The 19,096-nt window shown below is 39.1% G+C and carries 14 protein-coding genes and 1 rRNA gene; 6 read left to right on the top strand and 9 right to left on the bottom strand.

Features of this window, described 5'->3' with window-relative positions; translation table 11 throughout:
- Nucleotide 1: 1 nt before the first annotated feature.
- The 3 genes from ilvD to ilvG form a co-directional block, all read right to left on the bottom strand.
- Nucleotides 2-1,858, bottom strand: coding sequence for a dihydroxy-acid dehydratase (gene ilvD, locus ABX891_RS16690; RefSeq protein WP_024596945.1), 1,857 nt, complete (start codon nucleotides 1,856-1,858; stop codon nucleotides 2-4).
- 103 nt (nucleotides 1,859-1,961) lie between these two features.
- Nucleotides 1,962-2,207, bottom strand: coding sequence for an acetolactate synthase 2 small subunit (gene ilvM, locus ABX891_RS16695; RefSeq protein ID WP_182674163.1), 246 nt, complete (start codon nucleotides 2,205-2,207; stop codon nucleotides 1,962-1,964).
- Nucleotides 2,204-3,853: an acetolactate synthase 2 catalytic subunit gene (gene ilvG, locus ABX891_RS16700; protein WP_002959891.1), complete on the bottom strand. Its 1,650-nt coding sequence runs from the start codon at nucleotides 3,851-3,853 to the stop codon at nucleotides 2,204-2,206. The genes ilvM and ilvG overlap by 4 nt, the downstream gene beginning before the upstream one ends.
- Before the next feature lie 540 nt (nucleotides 3,854-4,393).
- Between ilvG and ABX891_RS16705 the strand changes: the two genes are divergently transcribed.
- The 6 genes from ABX891_RS16705 (at nucleotide 4,394) to ABX891_RS16730 (ending at nucleotide 11,452) form a co-directional block, all read left to right on the top strand.
- Complete coding sequence (locus tag ABX891_RS16705; RefSeq protein WP_354630070.1) at nucleotides 4,394-6,064, top strand: phosphoethanolamine transferase; 1,671 nt, start codon at nucleotides 4,394-4,396, stop codon at nucleotides 6,062-6,064.
- A complete protein-coding gene (locus tag ABX891_RS16710) occupies nucleotides 6,061-6,432 on the top strand; it encodes a diacylglycerol kinase (protein ID WP_007582120.1) in 372 nt (123 codons plus the stop codon). Before ABX891_RS16705 ends, ABX891_RS16710 begins: the two co-directional genes overlap by 4 nt.
- Entirely contained in the window at nucleotides 6,423-8,369 is a 1,947-nt protein-coding gene (locus ABX891_RS16715; protein WP_354630073.1) for an LTA synthase family protein, read from the top strand. The genes ABX891_RS16710 and ABX891_RS16715 overlap by 10 nt, the downstream gene beginning before the upstream one ends.
- A 63-nt stretch (nucleotides 8,370-8,432) precedes the next feature.
- Nucleotides 8,433-9,107 carry a response regulator transcription factor gene (locus ABX891_RS16720; RefSeq protein ID WP_007377292.1) on the top strand — a complete coding sequence of 225 codons (675 nt, stop codon included), beginning with the start codon at nucleotides 8,433-8,435 and terminating at the stop codon, nucleotides 9,105-9,107.
- The gene (locus tag ABX891_RS16725; protein ID WP_294120978.1) at nucleotides 9,088-10,524 is read left to right on the top strand and encodes a sensor histidine kinase; all 1,437 of its coding nucleotides are present in this window, start codon (nucleotides 9,088-9,090) and stop codon (nucleotides 10,522-10,524) included. The genes ABX891_RS16720 and ABX891_RS16725 overlap by 20 nt, the downstream gene beginning before the upstream one ends.
- 49 nt (nucleotides 10,525-10,573) lie before the next feature.
- On the top strand, nucleotides 10,574-11,452 hold the full coding sequence (locus ABX891_RS16730) for a TraB/GumN family protein (RefSeq protein WP_182672745.1): 879 nt from the start codon (nucleotides 10,574-10,576) through the stop codon (nucleotides 11,450-11,452).
- A gap of 47 nt (nucleotides 11,453-11,499) precedes the next feature.
- Here the strand turns inward: ABX891_RS16730 and ABX891_RS16735 are convergent, their stop codons facing one another.
- The 6 genes from ABX891_RS16735 to rrf form a co-directional block, all read right to left on the bottom strand.
- Nucleotides 11,500-12,909 (bottom strand): ATP-binding cassette domain-containing protein, encoded by a 1,410-nt coding sequence (locus tag ABX891_RS16735; RefSeq protein WP_294120993.1) that lies wholly within the window; start codon nucleotides 12,907-12,909, stop codon nucleotides 11,500-11,502.
- A 76-nt stretch (nucleotides 12,910-12,985) separates the two neighbouring features.
- Nucleotides 12,986-14,716: a response regulator gene (locus ABX891_RS16740; RefSeq protein ID WP_354630076.1), complete on the bottom strand. Its 1,731-nt coding sequence runs from the start codon at nucleotides 14,714-14,716 to the stop codon at nucleotides 12,986-12,988.
- 131 nt (nucleotides 14,717-14,847) lie between these two features.
- Nucleotides 14,848-17,181 carry a fatty acid cis/trans isomerase gene (locus tag ABX891_RS16745; protein WP_354630078.1) on the bottom strand — a complete coding sequence of 778 codons (2,334 nt, stop codon included), beginning with the start codon at nucleotides 17,179-17,181 and terminating at the stop codon, nucleotides 14,848-14,850.
- Nucleotides 17,178-17,543 (bottom strand): hypothetical protein, encoded by a 366-nt coding sequence (locus ABX891_RS16750; RefSeq protein ID WP_354630080.1) that lies wholly within the window; start codon nucleotides 17,541-17,543, stop codon nucleotides 17,178-17,180. Before ABX891_RS16750 ends, ABX891_RS16745 begins: the two co-directional genes overlap by 4 nt.
- An 88-nt stretch (nucleotides 17,544-17,631) precedes the next feature.
- On the bottom strand, nucleotides 17,632-18,426 hold the full coding sequence (locus ABX891_RS16755) for a VOC family protein (protein WP_354630082.1): 795 nt from the start codon (nucleotides 18,424-18,426) through the stop codon (nucleotides 17,632-17,634).
- Nucleotides 18,427-18,926: 500 nt separating this feature from the next.
- Nucleotides 18,927-19,041, bottom strand: a 5S ribosomal RNA gene (gene rrf / locus ABX891_RS16760).
- Nucleotides 19,042-19,096 lie beyond the last annotated feature (55 nt).

Consider the following 19,096-nt stretch of genomic DNA (forward strand, 5'->3'; position numbering starts at 1 on the left):
ATTAACTAAGCGCCTCCAATTTAGCTAAGTCACGCACTGCGCCTTTATCAGCACTTGTTGCAAGTAATGCATAAGCCTTTAAAGCAGACGATACATAGCGCTCACGATCAACTGGTTTGTAAGCCAGTTTTCCGCGTGCTAATTGTTTTTGTTTACGTGCTTCAAGCTCTTCATCACTTAACGCTAACGTAATTTCACGGGTTGCGATATCAATAATGATTTTGTCGCCATTTTCAACATAAGCAATTGCACCACCACTTGCCGCCTCTGGTGACACATGACCAATTGATAAACCCGAAGTACCACCAGAAAAGCGACCATCAGTAATAAGTGCACATTTTTCAGCTAGTCCTTTTGATTTTAAGTAGCTAGTTGGGTATAGCATTTCTTGCATACCTGGGCCGCCTCTAGGGCCTTCGTAACGAATAACCACGATATCACCGGCTTTTACTTCATCGTTTAAAATACCCTCTACAGAATCATCTTGTGACTCGTACACGACTGCAGTACCTTCAAAATGTAGCATTTCATCAACAACGCCAGCGCTTTTAACAATACAGCCATCAACTGCTAAATTACCCGAAAGTACAGCTAAGCCACCATCTTGACGAAAAGCGTGTTCGACACTTCGGATACACCCATTAACACGGTCGTTATCGCCCTCGTCCCAACGACACTCTTGGCTCATTGCTTTAGTGGTACGAATGCCCGCAGGGCCAGCACGGTAAAATTTGCGCGCTGCTTCGTTAGTAGGATCTGTTGCATCCCATTTTTTAACGAGCTCAGCCATAGTTGACCCAGCGACATGATTCACTGACATATCAACTAAGCCTGCTTTGCCAAGTTCACGTACGATTGCCATCATGCCGCCTGCGCGGTGCACATCTTCAATATGATATTCAGGTGTCGCTGGTGCAACTTTACATAAAAATGGTGTTTTACGAGAGAGCGCATCAATGTGCGACATATCAAAATCAACGCCCGCTTCTTGCGCTGCAGCAAGTAAATGCAATACCGTATTTGACGAGCCACCCATTGCAATATCAACAACCATTGCATTCATAAAGGCTGTTTTGTTAGCAATAGCACGTGGCAATACATCTTGATTGTCTTTTTGATAATACTCACGACATAAATCAACAATACGAGCCCCCGCTTCAACATAAAGTTGTTTACGGTCTTTATGAGTCGCAAGCGTCGTGCCGTTACCTGGCAATGCTAAACCAATCGCTTCTAGCAAACAGTTCATTGAGTTTGCAGTAAACATGCCTGAACACGAGCCACATGTTGGACACGCAGAGCGCTCTACTTGCTCTGAATCTGCATCACTTACCGATTCATCAGCGCCTTTAACCATGGCATCTACTAAATCAAGTTTAATATCGATGTTAGCAAGCTTAGTTTTACCTGCTTCCATTGGGCCGCCTGATACAAATATTACCGGAATATTTAAGCGTAGTGCTGCAAGCATCATTCCTGGAGTAATTTTGTCACAGTTTGAAATACAAATCATCGCATCAGCACAATGACCATTTACCATATACTCAACCGAGTCAGCAATTAAGTCGCGCGAAGGCAGCGAATAAAGCATGCCGCCGTGACCCATTGCAATACCATCATCAATCGCAATAGTATTAAATTCTTTAGGGACGCCACCGGCTTGTGTAATGGTTTCAGCCATAAGTTCACTTAGCTGATTAAGGTGAACATGCCCTGGTACAAATTGTGTAAACGAGTTAACTACGGCAATAATCGGCTTACCAAAATCGGTGTCGGTCATACCTGTTGCGCGCCATAATGCACGAGCGCCTGCGCGTTTACGCCCTTCAGTTGTTGTTGCACTTCTTAATTTAGCCATAGTTACCTCAGTTTTTGCCGCAGAATAAGCGGGCATTCCTCATTCTAAAATTGGTGAGTAACCGAGTGATTCAGTTACTCGTAAATTGTTTTTCAGTTCGTAATTACACAGCCTGTTGTTGCTGTAAATTTTGTAAAGTGACTTCTTTGACATCCACCAGCTTATTTAACTGGCTGGTTAAAAGGTGAATTGGTTTATCACTATCTACCGTCATGTCTACATTATAAAAACCATCGTCCATATTGAGCTGAAAATGCGTAAGGTCAAAACCACGATGACGCACCACTCGTAAAAAGCGCTCTATCGCTATACTTTGGCTTTTTAATGCAATAGTTAGGCTATGTTTCATTTTGCTTTCTCCGTCATCATTTCGTCGTTAGCAGCCCCAGGTGGTACAAGTGGCCAAACATTTTCTTTATCATCAATACAGGCATGTACTATGTACGGACCTTTACTGTTAACTAATGCAGTTATCGCATCATCAACTTGGTTAGCGTGAGTAATTGTTTGCCCTGGGATACCAAATACAGCAGCTAATTGCACAAAGTCTGGGTTATCCGACAGGTTAGTTTCAGAATAGCGCCCTTCAAAAAATAGTTCTTGCCATTGGCGAACCATCCCTAAACGCTGGTTATCTAAAATTAATATTTTTACAGGTAAATTGTTACGACGAATAGTGGCCAGCTCTTGAATATTCATCATTATAGAACCATCGCCCGATACAGTGATAACAAAGTCATCAGGGCGTGCTACTTGTGCACCAATAGCCGCAGGTAGACCAAAGCCCATTGTCCCTGCACCACCACTGCTTAAATGATTACTCGGATGAGTAAACTTCATGTGTTGTGCTACCCACATTTGGTGCTGACCTACATCGCAGCACACAACCCCTGTTTTTGGCATGCGTTGGCTTAGTTGGTTTAATAAGTACGGTGCAAAAACCTTCTCACCTGGGTAGTCGTAACGCCACGCATGCTTAATATTCATTTCTTTATTTGTGTCACACCAAGCTTTAGGTGTTACAAAGCACTCAAGTGCGGGTAACGACGTTTTTAAATCGGCAATTAATGAAGCCTTAGCAGGTTTTCGCTTACCAACTTCAGCAGCATCTATATCTAAATGGATTACTTTAGCTTTAGCTGCAAATTTAGCTAAGTTGCCTGTTACGCGGTCATCAAAGCGTGCCCCTATACATACAAGTACATCACATTCTTGCACTGCGATATTAGCAGCTTGACCACCATGCATACCCAACATACCTAAGTAATGTTCGTAATCTGGTAATACACTGCCCAGCGCTTTAAGTGTTGATACAGCTGGCATCTGAGTTTTATTTAAAAATTGCATTAGCTCGTCTTGCGCATCAGCGGCTTGTACACCACCACCTACATACGCTACAGGCTGTTTAGCCTCACTCAACAATTGATTAGCAATAGCAACTTGCTTTAAATCTAACTCTGGTAAGTATTCATCAGCTGCTAGCCACGGTTTAAAAGGGACTTGAGCCATTTGAATATCTTTTGGGATATCGACAAGTACAGGACCTGGGCGGCCGCTTTGCGCTAAATGAATTGCTTCTTGTAATATCTCTGCTAAGTCTTCAGCTCGTTCTACCATGTAGCTGTGCTTAGTACACGAAAGCGACATACCTAGTACATCTATTTCTTGAAACGCATCTGAACCAATAGCTGCAGTAGGCACTTGGCCGGTGATCGCCAATAATGGTACTGAGTCCATCATCGCATCAGCAAGAGCGGTTATTAAATTAGTTGCACCTGGGCCCGATGTTGCAAAACATACGCCTAATTTACGTGTGCTACGAGCATAACCAACAGCTGCAAACCCTGCACCTTGCTCATGGCGAGTTAGGTAGTGTTTGACTGGCGCGCCATACAGCGCATCGTAAATTGGCATAATAGCTCCGCCCGGGTAGCCAAATACTTCATTTACGCCGTGTTTGGCCAATAAGTCGATTGTTAGTTCTGCGCCTGTCATTAATAAACCCTCATTCCTCAGTGACAACCCAATTACAAATTTTACCCTTAAAACTAAAAAGCCCTCCGAACGGTTAAGTGCGGAGGGCTTTTTTAATGCTTAAGTTTTTAAAGCACTACGAAGCCCTCGCGGGGATAATCACCACGATAATAATCAGGACTAGGTTAAGTGCGTTTGTAAGCATGTAATCAATACCAAATTTTGTTCAATTATCGCGAAGGTTATTCCTTCGCTCTCTTTTTATATTAGTACCGCGCTAGGCCCTTTAAGTCAACACCAAAGTTAATCTAACAAAAAGACTAAAAGGCAATTTATCAGGTTTTAAAATTCATTATACAAGCTGGTAGTGGTTTTTTTATGCTCTAATTTTAATCTCAGAAATTCACTATTCTTATATCCCTTATTTAAGGTTTGATTAATTTTTGAGAATATTTTTATAAATAAAATTATTTATCACCTTCAGGTAATGCGTAGGTTCTCTTAAGCGACTCTTAAGTGTTGTTGCATAGCATGGCGTTGTTATTTTAAACGAGCCTAAATATGAACATAACTAGCCAAACACCAGCACAAAAAAAGCCAAATCGTAGTAAGCGGTTTTACATTCACTGTAGTGCAAATGCCTTTGTAGTGATGATTGCCTGTTATTACTGTTTAGTTATAAACATTCCTTTTATTCAAGGTTCGTTTAGCGCCATCACCTCCCTTGCATCTTTTTCATGGCTATTTTTACTTTCAGTGCCACTGCTGTTGTTATGCCTTTTAATTATTTTCTTTTCAATAGTGTCGGTTAGGTGGTTACTAAAACCAATTAACTACCTTTTACTGATAATTTCGAGTGCCGTACTTTACGGCTCATTAAATTACGGCGTCGTGTTTGACTATTCAATGATTCAAAACACGTTCGAAACAGATTCAAGCGAAGCACTGAGCTATTTAAATCCGCAGCTCATAGGCTTTCTACTACTGTTTTGTGCGCTACCTGTTTTTATATTAAGCAAAGTAAAAATACACTTTACCCGCCCTCACCAAGAAGCAATTAGTCGTATAAAACTTATTGTAGCGTGCTGCTCACTAATTGCTTTAGTGGTCGTAAACTTTTACGCCGATTACGCAGCCACTGGCCGCAATAACCGCATTTTGAAAAAAGAACTCATCCCATTTCAGTATCTCTCTAGCGGTTATAAATATATGCGCGATCAGCTGCTGTATACCAATATGGAATTTAAAAACATAGATGCAGCACCTACCCTAATTGCGCCTAATACCACCAGTGTAACAGTTATAGTTGTTGGCGAAACCGCACGAGCAGAAAACTTTGCTTATCAAGGTTATAAGCGCAACACCAACCCTTATACACAAAAGTATAATGTGACGTATTTTAATAATGTGGCGTCTTGTGGCACCGCTACTGCTGTGTCTGTGCCGTGTATGTTTTCACTGCAAACACAAGATAACTTTGATCGTTTAACAGCCGACAACCAACAAAACCTGGTTGACTTAGCACAACAAGCTGGCAGCGACGTACTGTGGGTTGATAACAACAGCGGCTGTAAAAACGTATGCACCCGTGTTGTTAACATTGATATCCCAACCACCCCATCAGCGCTTTGCGATGGAAAATATTGTTTTGATGAAGCACTGCTTGCTCCACTTAAGCGCAAACTCGCTAATTTAAACCAAGCTAATACCGTTATCGTCCTACACATGATGGGCTCACACGGACCAACCTACTTTAAACGCTACCCAGAAAAATTTAAGCAATTTACGCCCACGTGCGACAGAAGCGACATTCAAAACTGCTCACTCGATGAATTAGTTAATACCTACGACAACACAATTGCGTACAGCGACTTTGTTAACGCCCAGGTAATTGAGCAATTAAAAGCGCTGCCAAACAACATAGATAAGCAGTTTTTATATATCTCTGATCATGGTGAATCACTTGGCGAAGCCGGTGCTTATTTACATGGTTTTCCGTATAGCTTTGCACCTAGCACACAAACGCACGTTCCTCTTTATATGTGGGCTGATGAGCATAATCAGCGCATTACTAATACCTGTTTAGCTAATTTAGACACCCGCGCTGCGCGCTCACACAACAATATTTTTCACACCCTTTTAAATTTAATTGGCATTAAAAGCAAAACGTATCAGGCATCACTTGATTTACTTGCTAACTGCCAAACAACACCAAGCGAAATAAAACTATGAGTAATAAAACCGTTATAAAACGCCAAGGCTTAATGCGCCTTATTTTTACCTTAAGCCATTCTTTTAACGGCTTAAAATGGATGAGTCGATTTGAAGCGGCGTTTCAACAAGAGCTAGCACTGTTTTCATTACTCGGTGTGTTTGTGTGGCTACAAGAAATTGCACTAAGGGATAAATTACTGCTTATAGCTAGCCTGCTTTTTGTATTGTTTGCTGAGCTGGTAAATACGGCAGTTGAGGTTGTAGTTGATAGAATTGGCAGTGAATACCATGAGCTTTCGGGGCTAGCTAAAGATATAGCCTCTGCAAGCGTGTTTATAGCTATGCTAATTGCCGCTCTTATTTGGTGGGCTGTGTTATGGGCATAAAGCTAACTTTTATACCTAAAATACAAAATGCACTTGGCCCTGTATGGATTTTTGTTGTATTTGCTGTTTTAGCACTTAGCTTTTTAACACTTGCTCGCTTTGGATTAAGTGTATGGCAAGGGGAGCGTGTATTTGGATTGCATGCGTGGTTATCTATATTTATAGGTGGTTTAAGAGTTGATATAGCCACTCTAAGCTACATTATTATGCCCGCATTACTACTTACTTTACTGATGCAAAGCGTAGGGTGGCAAAATAAAGTACGCGGCCTCATTAAAATTTATTTAGTGACGATGTCTGCTTTACTTGTTTTTTTTGAAGTGATTACGCCTACGTTTATAAACGAGTACGATTTACGCCCTAACCGCTTATTTATAGAATATTTAATTTATCCTAAAGAAGTCTCAAAAATGATTTTTTCAGGCTATAAGTTAGAAGTATTTATTGCTGTTATAGCACTTATTTTAAGCTGTAAATTTGCAAGTAAAATATTTAACAATCAATGGCAAAGCAAGTCATCACTAACAGGTTTAAATCAATCAATTTTAGCGCTTATTTTAGTATGCTTAACTATTTTTGGCGCCCGCAACTCATTAGGGCACAGACCACTTAACCCCGCCATGGTCTCGTTTTCTACTGATCACTTACTTAACGACTTAACCCTTAACTCACTTTATAGCGTCGCGTTTGCAGTTAAGCAACTTTCTAATGAGCAATCGAGCCAAGACTATTACGGTAAAATGCCCACCGATGAATTACTTAGTATTGTGCGTAATAACATGCAAAATACGCAAGCCGCATTTAGCGATGTAACCGCCCCTACAAAAACGTTTCATCGCGCAAGTAATACAGGTAAACCCAAAAATTTAGTCATTATTTTACAAGAAAGTTTAGGTGCTCGTTATGTAGGCACGCTTGGCGGTTTACCGCTTACACCTAATATAGACGCCCTTTATAAACAAGGCTGGGGGTTTGATAATTTATACGCCACGGGCACACGTTCAGTACGTGGAATTGAGGCAGTAATTACAGGGTTTACACCAACGCCTTCGCGTGCAGTTGTTAAGCTTGATAAATCACAACGCGACTTTTTTACCATTGCTGATTTTTTAGCGAAGCAAAATTACAACACGCAGTTCATTTATGGTGGCGAAAGTCATTTTGATAACATGCGCAGCTTCTTTTTAGGCAACGGTTTTAAAAGTATCGTAGATACAAATAACTTTAAAAAAATAGACTTTAATGGCTCGTGGGGCGCATCAGACGAAGACTTGTACGACCAAGCCGATATAGAACTTACTAAGCTTAAAAATCAAAACAAACCCTTTTTTAGCCTTATATTTTCAAGCTCTAATCATAGCCCGTATGACTTTCCTGACGATAAAATAACGCTGTACGATAAACAAAAACAAACCCGTAATAATGCTGCCAAGTATGCTGATTACGCACTAGGCACCTTTATCGAAAAAGCTAAAAAATCGAGCTACTGGGATGATACTGTATTTATAGTTATTGCCGATCACGACTCGCGCGTATCGGGTTCAAATTTAGTACCGGTTGATCACTTTAAAATTCCGGCCGTTATTTTTGGAAAAAGTATTACCCATAAACGAGATAGCCAACTAGCCAGTCAGCTCGATATTCCTGTTACTCTACTGTCTTTAATTGGCGCAAGTGGTAAGCACCCAATGATAGGTCATGATTTATCAAAGCCAATTAGCGACAACAAACAACGCGCAATGATGCAATACGACAAAAACTTTGCCTACATGCACGATAATAAAGTGGTGGTGTTACAACCACAAAAACCAGCAACCACCTATACGTATAGCAATAACCAGCTTGTGCCATGTGAAAACGATGAGCAATTAGTAAAAAAAGCCCTGGCCCATGCGAACTTAGGTAATCTAGCTTATACAAATGGTTGGTATCATTAACCAAGTGACTTGATAATAAAGCCTTGTTAAAGTAACAAGGCTATTTTTATAAACCGAGTAAACATGAAAATCCTCGTTATTGAAGACTCTGAAGCACTAAGACGCAGCTTGCAAGTTGGCCTTAGCAACCTTGGTTTTACCGTAGATGAAACTGGTGATGGCTCAGAAGGGCTGAGTATGGCACTAAGTGGAAACTACGACCTCCTCGTACTTGATTTAATGTTACCGAGCGTTGATGGCATGAGTATTTTACAAGCACTGCGCAGCAGTAATAGCCAAAGCCGTGTGCTAATTTTATCGGCACGAAGTGAGCCTCAAGATAAAATTAACGGCCTTATGAAAGGCGCTGACGATTATTTAACTAAGCCATTTTCGTTTGAAGAACTCCATGCTCGTGTCCTTGCATTACTTCGTCGTGGTTCACTGCAAAATCAACAAAATACCCTTACCGTAGGTGATTGCGTATTAGATCTGTCACTTAAAACTCTTCACTACAAGCAACATGCCATTGAGCTCACGCGCAATGAATATAAAATAATAGAATGCTTATTTAACGCCCCAGAGCGAGTATTGGGGCTTGAGCTTATAAGTGAAGCGGTGGTAGGTCAGTTTGATATGCTCTCTAAGAATGCGCTTGAAGCACACATCTCAACCATACGTAAAAAAGTAAGACAGTTTGATGGCGAGCTCCCAATAAAAAATAAACGTGGATTTGGTTATGTCGCAACAACAAAATAAAAATCACTCAATAAAACGTAAACTCGTTAATAATATTAGCGCTGTGATCTCAGTTATTTTATTCACCATATTTTTAACCGTTGATTTAAGTGTTGATACTTGGGTGGAAGATCAGTTCAATCAGTCTTTAACTAATAAAGCTAACTACTTAAAAACCTTAGTTGAAGATGACAACAACGTGGTTGAATTTGATTTTGCTGGTGAGTTTATGTCGGAGTATGAAGCAGCCGATGCCACGGAGTTTTACCAGTTATGGCATGGCCGTGATGTGTTTGAACGCTCGGACTCATTAGCGCTTTATGAAAATGCTAACCTGCCTTTTTTAGAAATGCCGATAAACGAATCTAAAATTATAGATTACGAGCTTCCTAACGGGCGTGATGGCCGCGCACTTATCAGTCACTTTGTAGCCCAAAAAGATGATAGAAATCCCACTCATTCTGCTGTTTTTAATACCATGACGCTTGCAATCGCAGCGCCGACAGCCGAACTTAATAAAGTACTGATTATTATTGATGTCGTCTTTATTTTAACCTGTGTGCTTGGTGTGTTTGGGGTGCGCTATTTAGTGACACGTATTGTAAATAAAGGCCTACACCCGCTACACAATTTAAACGATCAAATTAAGTTACTCGATATTACCGGTGTTGCGCAAACAATAGAAAGCGACTTTAAAGTAGAAGAAATAGAACCCATACGAAATGAACTAAATAAGTTTATTACCGTTAATCAGCAACTCTATAGTAATGAAAAACGCCTAACAAGCGATATTGCACATGAGCTAAAAACCCCAATAGCTGAACTCATAAGCCTTTCAGAAGTGGCTATTCGCTACCCTGATGATAAACGTATTAGCGACACCTATACCAGTGATGTACTTAATATTTCACAGCGTATGAAAACAATTGTTAGCAACCTATTACTGTTGCAGCGCTCAAGTAGCAGTACAATGCAATTGAATGCGCAAAATATCATTCTAAATAACTTAGTAAATCAAATTATTGATGAGCTGACCTTTAAACACCCAACTATTAAAACGCGTTTAAATAACGAAATAAGTGACGAGATTACACTTAATGCTGACGAATTTAGTTTAAATACCATTTTGTGTAACTTAATCGATAACGCACTATTTTATGGACTTCCTGAGGCGCCAATTAAATTAACTGCCGTAAATAACAGCACAAACATGATCATCTCTGTTAGTAACAAAGTAAATAAACCACTAAGTGGTGAACAGCTAATTGCTATTTTTGACCCGCTCTATCAGCTAGATTCATCTAGAACTAATAATCAGCGCCATGGTTTAGGATTATCAATTGTACAGAGCTTATGTAACTTAAATGGCTTTACTATTACGGCCAGTAATACCGAAAACAATACGTTAACGTTTATATTAACGTTACCTCTGAAGTAAATTTAGGTTAGTATTTACACTACTAATTTTGAGATTTTAAGGACAAACCATGAATGCTCTTACCCGTGTTAGCCACTTTTTTATTGTGGCATTACTTATAACATTTAGCTTTAACAGCTATGCAGCACCTGCCTTATATAAAATAGAAAAAAATGGCGTCAGCTCTTACTTATTTGGCACCGTACACGTTGGTGATGCCAGCATGAAAGGCTTACCTAAAAATGTAACCGATGCGATTAGCGCAAGCAAAGAAGTGATTGTTGAAGTTGATATAAGCAAACTTACACCACTTGAAATGCAACAGCGCTCAATGCCATTTATGATGCTAAGTGACGGTAAAACACTGCAAACTGAGCTTTCAAAGCAAAATTATACCAAGCTAAAAGATTACTTTGCTAAAAAGTCGATTGATATTGCTATGTTTAATGGCTTAAAGCCTTGGGCTGTTATGGTGACTATGATGCAAATTGAATTTCAAAATGCAGGATATTCAGATAAAACCGGTATAGACAAGCAAGTGCTTAGTTATGCTAAAGAGCATAATATTAAAATTGGCGAGCTTGAAACCCTAGAGCAACAACTACAAATGTTTGATGGTATGGCGCTACTAAGCAATGAAATGATTGAAGAAACCTTTGAGCAACTAGCCGATATTAATACTTACTTTATCAAGTTAGTTAATGCGTGGAAAAGCGGTGACATGGACACACTAACCGATTACTACAACATGAGTTTTGATGACAGTAATTACGGTGAAATTAGCGAGCAAGTAATGCTAACTAACCGTAATAATAATTGGGTTAAACAACTCACACCGCGTTTAGCAAACGAGCAGCTATTTATTGCTGTAGGCGCTTTGCATTTACCTGAAAAACACGGGTTACTTAAACAACTTCGAGATAAAGGCTTTAGCGTTACTCGTCTTTAAAATAAAAATGGGTTGAGTGAATTCCCACTCAACCTTTCTCTGAGCTTTTAATGAAAGTCTTCCATTTTTAAGTAATTCTCTATTCCTTTAATTTTGTCTGCCGCATGATGATTTACATAAATCACTGTACTTGTATTGGCAGCACAAATTTTCTCTATTAGTAGCAGTACACGTTGCCTGTTTGCTTCATCTAAGCCTAAGCAAGGTTCATCTAAAATAAGTAACGTTGGATGTTTTACCATAGCCCGCACAATTAACAACATACGCTGATCGCCGTACGATAGCTGGGTGAATGAGGTATTTTGCTTATCACTTAAACCAATAAATGCCAGCCACTGTTGAGCAATATTAATTTGTGCGTCGCTCGGTTTTTGATATAAACCTATGCTATCGTAAAATCCTGAAATAACAGTATTTAAAGCCGATATACTTACGCGGTAATCCATATGTAGCGCGTTAGATATAAAACCAATATGCTGTTTTATATCCCAAATACTCTCCCCTGTCCCACGTTTAAAACCGAACACTTCAATGTCATTGTTATAACACTGTGGGTTATCACCTGTTATTAAATTTAATAAGCATGTTTTGCCTGAACCGTTCGCTCCACTGAGCTGCCAATGCTGATGCTTTTCTATAGTCCAATTGAGATTTTTGAATATGCTTACATCACTGTAACTAACTTTAGCATTACTCAATTTAACTAAGGTATTACCGGTGAATGCCTTTTGCTCTTGTTCGGTATCAGGAGATGGCACATCCAATGAGGTATGTTCTAAATGAAGTAGTTTTAGTAAATCACTCAATTGCTCACTGTCTGGCTTTGCTAAAGTATGTAACAAGCAACCTTGGCTTACATAGCCATAGTGAGTAATGAATGAAGGGATTTCGTCTAGGCGGTTTAGTACAAAAACAAAAGTAATAGTTTGGCTAAGTTCTATGAGTATTTTATTGAGCTGCTGGCAAGATTGTACGTCGAGTCCATGAAATGGCTCATCAAGCACGACTAACTCACTATGGGAGCTGAGTGCTTTTATAAGTAGGAGTTTACGAGTTTCACCCGTTGAAAGGTCTCTAAAATGCCTATTTAGTAATGAGCTAAATTTAAATAACTCTATTAGCTGCGCTAATAACTCATCATTATTACTATGCCCTGTAAAAACAAGGTCTTTAACGAGGGTGTGCTTTTCATGCTCTAATTCTTGAGCTAGTAACTGTTTATGCGAATCTGAAGACACGAGCATAAGCTTATTAATACTACTTATACGCTTACCACTTTCGCACTTAGCCTCACCGATTAACGCAGCTGTCAGTGCAGATTTACCAGCTCCATTAGCACCTAAAAGTAACCAATGTTCTCCTAGGTTTACTTGCCAATCTAGGTTGCATATATCGTAACGGCTTTTACCTTGCCCTTGTAAGTAACCATTAAATTGCTCAAGCGTAATTGACTGCACTAACTTTTCCTAATAAACCTTAAAACAGCAAGTTAACGTATATTAAAAGTGCTTAGCAAGCTTGTTATCCGCAAAATTAATTTATTTCACTAACAACGCTAATACTATTTAATACGTCTTTAATTGCTTGCTGGCTTATTGGCTTATGAATATGGAGGTTAGCTCCGTATTCATAAACTCGCTCTATATCATTTTGTGAGGTATTTGCTGTTATAACAATAATTGGCATTACTTTATTAAGATCGGAACGTATTTTTTTAATAGCCTCAAACCCATCCATTACTGGCATGTTTAGGTCCATAAAAACAATATCGTACTGATTTTCACTCACCATATCACACGCAACTTTACCATTTTCTGCGCAATCATAGCTTAAACCTAATAAGCTAAGTATGCGGGTTAATAACATGGTGTTTAATGGATTATCTTCAACGACTAAACACGTTAGCTTGTCGTTTACTTTAAGAGGTGTTAGGAGGGCTTTACTTATTGTTACTGGTAAACACAAAGACACCAAAGCACCATGAGTTTTATTATTTGTAAAAGTAATTTCACCATGCAGTGCTTTTACAACGTATTGAACCCGGGTCAGGCCTGTTCTTAACCCTTGAAAGTGATTGGTTTGTTTAAATGAGTCAAATTCAAGACTGGTAATCTTCTTCGAAAAGCCACTGCCAGTGTCACTCACTGTTAAATGAAATTCATCATTTAAAAGCTTAGCTGAAACAGTAATTTCACCTTTTTGTGTAAACTTAATTGCATTACTAATTAATTCTGTAAGTGTGTGCTGCAAACGTTGATGATCCAATTTACATACACAATTTAACGATTCATCTAAAGAGCTAACTAGTTTTAGGCCTTTTTGCTTACACGCATGCTTGTAAGCTATTACTACTTTATTATACGACTCTAAAAGGTTTTCGTCATTTAAATGCGGTACCCATTTACCTGCACTTAAAGCCTGCAAGTCTTGTAATTCATCTAATATGGCTATTAACCTAAGCGCGCAATAGTTAGCTTGGGTTTTAACGCTTTGCTGTTTATCAGAAACCTCTAGCTCCTCAATAGACATAATAAGTCCCTGCAAAGGTGTTCTAAATTCGTGACTAGCTCTGGCAATAAAATGTTCTTTATTTTGACTTGTTTGATAAACAAAATCTTTTTGTTTTTGTAGCTCTAAAAGCGTGTCTGAAACCTCTTTTTCCATTGGTATAAAAACAAATCTTAACTCAATAAGTAATAATGTCATTGCCAATAACCAGCATAGTATCTCTAGGTTGGCGACCCAATTTACTTTTTTAACAGCTTGAGATTCAAATAAGCTCACTGCCTTATCAAGCTTTGTTAATAACGTTTCAACATGCTTTATAGAAAATACTGAGTGGTTTATCTCTCCTTGCTGATACAAAAGCCGCTCTGTTTGTTCTATATAGTCAAATACCGCTTTATCTAACCCTATCGTTTCACCAAAATATAAGTCTACTAACGCTGGATTTAAGTAAATGTATTCGTCATCAGAGTTTTTAGTTAATAATGTTTGATGGGACTTTTTAAATGTATTGAGGGACTTCTCAAGTGACTCAGTATGAGCTGGCGAGTAATTACTGATGTTAAGCATAGCATTACTGTGCCAAGCAATTTTCTGTGAGAGCATACGCTGGCTACCAGCGATGTTAATAATTTTTGCATCAAACTTCTGAACAGAAAAACTATGCTGCATTAATAAAGCAGAGCCACTTATTAATAGCGCTATTGCAATTAGTGCCCATCGGTAACGTGTTCTCACGCTTTTAATAATATTGAACATGTATAAACCAGTTTTTTATATAAGTGTAGACTAATTTTTTAAAACGAAGAATCAGTCAAAATAATTAAGCGAATTATTAATACCCAATAAAAAAGCCCAGCATCAAGCTGGGCCATAGTAGTAAAATTATATTAGCGATTCTCTAATCGATTATAATCGAACATTCCATATTCTATCCCACGATACTTTTTAGCTGTATCGTGCAATATATCGCTGTATTGCCAAAACTGTGGATGAGTACGTCGAATACCAAACTTAGATTTCAAAGCACCATAATCGGCTTCTATTTGCATCATAGGCAATTGCTCGGCAAAAGCATTTACTTGCTGCTCGTTATTTAAATACCAAATAGCTGCGGGGTAATCACCGATAAAGCCAGGAACAATAGTCGCGGTATCTTCTTCATAAGCACGTTGACCATCTTCGTTTAGTAAACTAGAAATATTGTAGTGCGCATTATGGTGAATAATAGTGTAGCCCTTATGGCTATCATCTTTTTGCTTTACAAGTACAAAGGAAAGCTGAGGTAACAAGTTTACCGCTTTTGCTGGCATGTTACTTACTACATTTAACGGCTTTGGTACTTCAGTGTAGTTGTATCTTTCACTTAAAACTGGCGCTAAGGCTTCTTTCATCAAAGTATATAGCTCATGCTGTGGATCATCAGTTTTATAGTTAATACCACTTGGCTGACTAAATTCTCGGTTATTTTTAAAGAACTTAGATAAGTCAGGTGGTGAGTTACGATACCACTGCTTTTTGATTTGATTACGTTTAGCCTCAGGTAACAATGCTAAAAAGTTTTGCTCTCCCTCTAAACGTAAAAAATCCATATATAGGCGTGTCACTAATTGATGGCCTATATTTCCGTACACATCAAAGCCTGCTACAAGCAAATAGTGAATACGCTCAAACAAAGCATAATCTAATATCCAGGTGGTTTTAGGCTCTTGACCAATAAAACCTTTAACTACAGTTGCACTATCAAAATGGCGGAAAATAGTTAGTGCCGCATTTTTATTATGTCCATCACCTTTCCAAAGTAAGTCTGTTGTAAGGTGCTCACCACCTTTGAACATTTTGTTAGCCAACTCTACTTTCGCCTGTAAATACTTTTTCTCGCGAACTGAATATTTAACCCAGCTAGAAATGGGTAAGGCATTACTTTCCTCAGCGGCAGGAAGCTCTAATGCCTCTTCATGTTGCATTAGCATTTCCCCTACAGCCGGAGTCGCTACTTTATTAGGATCAGCAAAAGCCACCCAAAAATGATCGTTTATAACATTTAAAGCAATCTGACCACGACAAACAGGCCCTTTTATAAAGCCCATAATAATTAACTCTGCCTCATCAAGCATAAATTGATACTTAGAATTAATTGGAATAACTTCGAAAGTTTTAAAAGGGTTAGATGCTGCCTTAGCCTCATAACTCGGCATTTGCGTAACCGTATAATCTGGTGCAATAAACTGCTCATATAAACGCAGTAATTTAGCTTCATTAAGCTCAAGAGGTAAATGTGTTTTAGAAAGTATGGTTGTACGCTCTTGCATAAAACGATAATAAACACGGCTAACTTTAGGGTCATCGTATGGGCGACGCGTGTTAATTAACTTTATTTCCTCACCAGGAGGCGTACTTGAGCGAACTAGTTTGAAAAAGCTTTGTGGGTTTTCTGAAGTAAAATAAATATGTGCTAAAAACCAATGCTCATAAATATACCGTGCTGATAACTGATACTTTAAGCTATCTTGATTTAAAAATGCTTCCCAGCCCGCTATTTTATTCTGATCATATTTACTCGGTGGCTGAATATGTGACATTTTACCACCACCTTTAAGCCAGTTCTGTAAATGATTAAACTCTTCACGCGAAACACCAGGTAAACCATAAGGCATGCCGCCATGAGGTTGATCATTTGCCAATTGATCAAACTCACCCATTGTTGCGCAGGTTTGCGAACGCGCTAACGAAAAGTCGAACTCATCATCTAGCACTTCATTTACTGGCAATTCATGGCTTTGCTTTAGCACCAGGCTATTAAATAACACACTGCCCGCTAAGTTAGCTTCTTCACTTTGCACGCGCTCATTTAGCACTGGCGTAAAGTTTTTTTCTCGCCATTGCTGAGTATTAGTTGCATCAAATAATAAACGGCTTGGGGTCGTTGCCAATAAACGAGTTCCATCGTAAACAAGCTCTTTACTCACCCCCCGGTCAATACCTTCAGGGGATGAGAGCTTCAGTTGACATGGTGCATCGTAACAACCATGACAAACGACGCAGCGGGTATCGAGTACAGGTTTTACATTTTGTAAAAAATCAGCACCAGCACCTGTGGTATGAGGCACCATTCTCTCTTGTGTTTGTTCAGGTCCAAAAAGATCATCGTAGTGAGCATTTCCCAAATATGCACAACCACTTAAAATAATGAGTACTATCGTACTTATTAGTATTTTTCTCATTCGTCGTCCTCATCACCTAAATCAAATGTGGGCATCATATCCATTTGAGGAGAAACGAATGTATTCTGACCTTCAGTATTCAAAACAATACTTAAAAGAGGGCCATGCGTTAATGTTATCTGCGCATCGTGCTCTTGATCTAATATAGCTAAGTACAGAGGATTAGTTATAAGCAACTCATAACCGCTAACAGTAATAGCGACACTGCTATCTTCACTTGGGTTCTGGCAAATTTGAGCAAGTGACTCATCATCAAGTCCAATTGATATTTCAAAATCAGGCTGCTCTAAGTCTCTATTACTTAATGATTCATCTAATAGAAATAAAGGGAGGGTTAAATTACTATCTTGTTCAAATTCCATTGCGTTCTCTGCACTTTCTGACGATTTAATTGACGAGTATTATATCAAACTAGCGAGCAAATTAACGCTAAAGCTAATGTAACTGTGTTTAAACGTCATCCATAACAGATTCGATCACCGAAAATGCAGCACCTTGAGGGTCGCATATAACACTAAAACGACCAACATCGGGGATATCTGTTGCAGGAACACATACTTGTCCACCTAAGCTAGCGGCTTTGCTAACAATTACATCGCAACTCTCTACTGCAAAATAAATCATCCAATGAGCAGGGGTATCATCGGGCCATTCACTTGTCATTTCAAGCATACCGGCAATTGGTTGTCCATCGACTAAAAATAAAATGTAGTCCATCCCTTCCATAGGCTTTATTTCGCTTTCCCAGCCTAGTAAAGCACAGTAAAAGTCTCGACTTACTTTACTATCTCTTGTTGCTAACTCATGCCAATAAGGCGTATTTAATTCACCTAAGTGCTTACAACCTGTATGCTCATTCCCCTGCCATAGTGCAACAGTTGCGCCTACTGGATCTTTTAGCATAAGCATGCGACCTGCATTCATAACATCATGAGGGCCGGCAATAACTTCAGCACCCAGTTCTTTTGCTTTTAGCGCACAATCATCAACATTCTCGACGGCAATGTAAGCCAACCAATGACTTGGGATACCTGCACTAATTTGCTCTTTAGGCATTTCGTACATTGCAGCGATATCATCACCTTGCTTTTGTAGCATGGTGTAGTATATGTTCTCTCCAATAGGTTGATCGTCATGCCCCCAATCAAATAATGATGTATAAAACGCCTTACCGTCTTTCCAATTGTGCGTACAAAGCTCTGACCAACAAAAAATACCATGCGGATGGTTTTCAACTTTACTCATGATTAAGCCCTTATTATTCTAATTTTACCTAAACGAACTCTGTCACATTTTATAAACGAGATAATGGAACAGACTATAAATTGAGATTAGAGCAATAACTAAGCGGAGTCGATAAAAGAAGGGCAAAAATTCGTTATTCAGTTGTTTCATATTTGAGGTTTTTAACGCAGTTAGGGTCAGATTTAATCCCTCAAATTGATTAAATATTATTGCTGATCGATATAAATTATTTACCAAGAAGTCCTTCGCTCTAGAGGAATACCTAAATCACTTTTCTGCAGATGTAAAAAAGCCCGACTATTTCTAGTCGGGCTCTCTACAATTTGAAGTCGGTGCGCTACGCAGTAGGATGTCGTAGTGCCCACAGCGGTAGGAAGTCACAGTGAAATGCTACACTATCTTTGTGTCGCGATATGAGTGTGTATTAATTGCGCGAATTTCACTTTTCTTCAGACGTAAAAAAGCCCGACTATTTCTAGTCGGGCTCTCTACAATTTGAAGCCTGGTAATGTCCTACTTTCACATAGCAAATGCTACACTATCATCGGCGCTGTTTCGTTTCACTACTGAGTTCGGCATGGAATCAGGTGGGTCCAAAACGCTATTGTCACCAAGCAAATTAGGTGCAAAGAATCAATGACAAGCACGTAGTGCTACCATTTTCTTTGCG

The organism is Pseudoalteromonas sp. NCIMB 1079 (assembly GCF_040567695.1).
GTDB lineage: Bacteria > Pseudomonadota > Gammaproteobacteria > Enterobacterales > Alteromonadaceae > Pseudoalteromonas > Pseudoalteromonas distincta.